Origin of the sequence: Paraburkholderia ginsengisoli NBRC 100965 (assembly GCF_000739735.1) — a bacterium.
Taxonomy (GTDB): Bacteria; Pseudomonadota; Gammaproteobacteria; order Burkholderiales; family Burkholderiaceae; genus Paraburkholderia; species Paraburkholderia ginsengisoli.
The window spans coordinates 1-3,336 of sequence record NZ_BBJF01000038.1 but is presented as its reverse complement, the minus strand read 5'-3'; the positions used below and the strand labels follow the sequence as shown (position 1 = coordinate 3,336).

The window sequence follows — 3,336 nt, the reverse complement described above, 5'->3', positions numbered from 1 at the left end:
CAGCGAACGGCTCGAATGAAGTGATCCAGCAGATTTTCCAGGCGTTCGGTGGCCCAGGGCGATCGGCGCTAGCCTTTACGCCCGCGTATCCGATGTATGACGAATACTGCCGCACGACCTTCACGCATCTGCATACGTTGCCGCGCACTGGGAATTTCATGCTGGATCTGAACCAGGCGATCGACAGCATTCGGGAGCATCAGCCGAGCGTGGTTCTGCTAACGTCGCCGAACAACCCGACCGGGACTGCGCTTCCTGTCGACGATATCCGCGCCATACTCGATATCGCGCCGGGCGTGGTCGTCGTGGACGAAGCCTATGCAGAGTTCCGCCGCCACGGCGTTCGCAGCGCGGTGACGTTGCTGCCTGACCATCCTCGGCTTGTTGTTACCCGCACGCTAAGCAAGGCATTCAAATTCGCGGGCGGCTGCGTCGGGTATTGCGCCTGCGCGTCTGCGATCATCGAAGCCCTGAAGCTCGTTCGGTTGCCGTATCACCTGTCCGTCTTCACCCAGGCAGCGGCCTGCGCGGCCCTTGTCGCCCGTGACGAGATGCTGTCGCAAGTAGAAGCGATCAAAGCCGAGCGCGATGCAACCGTTATCTGGCTGCGCAGCCAGGGCCTCGCGGTGGCCGATTCGGACGCGAACTTCGTGATGTTCGGCAAATTCGCGGATCGCCACCGTGTATGGAGTGGACTTCTGCGCCACGGCGTTCTGGTTCGCGAGGCCGGTCCGCCGGAATACTTGCGAGTGTCCATCGGCACCGCTGCAGAGATGGACGAGTTTCGCACTGCGTTGCTTGCCGTGATGGCTTCTGTGTGAGCAACAACTGCCATGGAACTCGAAACCCTGCCGTATCGAGATGCACTGTACTACCGGACGGCTTCGATACGAGCGGTAGATGGCAAATGCGCAATCACGTTCCATGGCAGCAGCTCATCAATTCGGTTGACAGGATGGTCAGCGATACGATCGAGCACGTAGGCGAGATACGCCTCGGGATCGAGGCCGTTCAGGCGCGCCGACCCAATGAGACTGTAGATGACGGCAGCGCGTTCGCCGCCGGAGTCAGCGCCCATAAACAGATAGTTACGGCGACCCAGGGCGACCCCACGCAGGGCACGCTCAGCGATCAGGTTATCGATCTCTGCGCGCCCATCACTGCAGTAATACACGAGTGCGGGCCAGCGATTGAGCGCATAGCGAATCACCTTCGTCGTGTCGGACTTCGCGGAGAGCGTGGTAAGCGTCGCGTCGAACCACCGCTTCATGTCGTCGAGCAGCGGCACGGCCTGCGCCTCGCGCACGCGCCGGCGCTCGTCTGGCGGCTTGCCGCGGATCTGCTCTTCGATCTTGTAGAGCATCCCGATGCGGCGCAGCGCTTCTTCCGTCACGGCGTTGGGCCGCACCGCGTGCAGATCATGGGTTTTTCGCCGCGCGTGCGCCATGCAGGCGGCTTCGACGATGCGCTCGCCGCGATACAGCTCGGCGTAACCGGCGAACGCGTCCGCCTGTAGCACGCCGGTGAAGTTAGCCAGATGTTGCTGCGGATGCTCGCCGCGCCGGTCAGCCGTGTACGCGAACCAGACCGCCGGCGCCTCGGTCGAGGCGCTGTTGCGATCATCGCGAACGTAAACCCAGAGGCGTCCTGTCTTCGTGCGGCCGTTGCCCGGCGCGAGCACCGGCAGCGGCGTATCGTCCCCGTGAACCTTGCTGCCGGCCAACGCATAGCGACGCACGGCATCGACCAGCGGCTTGAGCAGTTGCGAGACGCTCCCCATCCAGTACCCCATCGTGCCCGGATCGATCTCGACACCGTCACGCGCGTACATAACGGCCTGACGATGCAAAGGGATGTGGAAGCCGAACTTCGATACCGCGATGTGCGCAAGCAGTGCCGGTCCCGGGATGCCGCGGTCAACCGGTCGGGTTGGCGCGGCAGCCTGCACGATGCAATCGCAGCACGAGCAGGCGAGCTTCGGACGGCGGTGACGAATCACACGGAAGTGCGCCCGCACATACTCGAGTTGTTCCGCGACGTCTTCGCCCAATGGCTTGAGCCGCCCACCGCAATCCGGGCAGCAATCTTCGGCGGGCAGATGAACGCGCACTTCACGTTCGAGGTGATCGGGCAGCGGCTTGCGACCGGCACGTTCACGCCGCGCTCGAGGTGTCGCGAGAGGCGCTGCCATGTCGGTGGCACCTTCGTCGGCCTGCAGATCTTCCAGCCGAAGTTCGAGTTGCTCGATCTGGCGATCGAGCTTCTCTGACTTGCGCCCGAACTGCATGCGGCGCAGCTTCGCGATCGTGAGCTTCAGGTGCTCGATCTCGATGGCGCGCGACGAGAGTTGTTCCTGCAGTTCGACAACCTGTGCGTCGCGTTTGCGCACAAGCTCATCGCGAGCGAACACCATCGCCTTCAGGGCGTCGATGTCGTCGGGCAGATCTGTCGTGCGGGGTTCCATGAAGGCAGTTTACGGGCGTTGCGCCAATACTCGAACACCGCTTGACCATCGTTTACAAAGCGCTGCGCGGGCGCGCTGCTTCGACTGGCTGGCGCCAGTCGAAACCTTCAAGCAGAAGGGATAGCTGGGCGGTTGTCAGGGCAACGACGCCGCTGTCGGCACGGGGCCACGCGAAACGTCCTTTTTCAAGGCGTTTTGCAAACAGGCATAGCCCGCCGTCGCACCAGTAAAGCGCTTTCAGCAGGTCACCCCGTTTGCCTCGGAACACAAACATGTGTCCACCGTATGGGTCCCTCTCCAGCACGGTTTGCACTTTCGCGGCTAAAGAACCGAAGCCACAGCGCATGTCGGTCACACCCGCTGCAATCCAGATTCGAGTATTCGGCGGAATCACTTCAGGCAGTCTCGCAGAAATCGCTCGGCCAGATCCATCGACAATCCGCAGATTCGAACACGCCGTTTGCCTACTTCGATCTCCACTTCGCAACTGGTGCTCATTGTTGTGGACGGCTCGGTCTTGGCCGGCAACGGTGCGTCAATGACGTTCACCGGCAACAATCCCATCCCGGCGTCGTCCGGGCTGGCAATGCGCGTTGCAACTGCCTCCATCTCCTTGCGGTATCGCTGCCGCCACTTAAAGACCATATTGACGTTCAGATCGTGCTCCCGCGCAATGCGCGACGCCGATGCGCCGGGTTTCAAGGTCTCCTCTACAATGGACCGGCGAAATGCCTCTGGAAAGTTCGGCCGTTTCGGCTCCGCTGCCACCACATCGTCAGGTCTGTCCATTTTTGCTCCCGCAAAATATTTCGCGGGCACCATATTGGACAACTCCCGTCAGCTTTTCCAGACGGCCTTCATCAGATGCTTAC

The 3,336-nt window shown here is 61.7% G+C and carries 4 protein-coding genes; 1 reads left to right on the top strand and 3 read right to left on the bottom strand.

Features of this window, described 5'->3' with window-relative positions:
- Nucleotides 1-821: histidinol-phosphate transaminase (locus BGI01S_RS28735; protein ID WP_042329811.1), on the top strand; the 821-nt coding region annotated here is incomplete at its 5' end.
- A 50-nt stretch (nucleotides 822-871) separates the two neighbouring features.
- On the opposite strand, the gene tnpC is transcribed toward BGI01S_RS28735, so the two are convergent.
- From tnpC to tnpA, 3 genes are read right to left on the bottom strand one after another with little or no spacing between them, the layout of a single operon-like run.
- Complete coding sequence (gene tnpC / locus BGI01S_RS28730; RefSeq protein WP_042329810.1) at nucleotides 872-2,464, bottom strand: IS66 family transposase; 1,593 nt, start codon at nucleotides 2,462-2,464, stop codon at nucleotides 872-874.
- Between the two features lie 52 nt (nucleotides 2,465-2,516).
- Nucleotides 2,517-2,858 carry an IS66 family insertion sequence element accessory protein TnpB gene (tnpB, locus tag BGI01S_RS29995; protein ID WP_255219800.1) on the bottom strand — a complete coding sequence of 114 codons (342 nt, stop codon included), beginning with the start codon at nucleotides 2,856-2,858 and terminating at the stop codon, nucleotides 2,517-2,519.
- A complete protein-coding gene (tnpA, locus tag BGI01S_RS28725; RefSeq protein ID WP_084585553.1) occupies nucleotides 2,855-3,286 on the bottom strand; it encodes an IS66-like element accessory protein TnpA in 432 nt (143 codons plus the stop codon). Before tnpA ends, tnpB begins: the two co-directional genes overlap by 4 nt.
- Nucleotides 3,287-3,336: the final 50 nt, after the last annotated feature.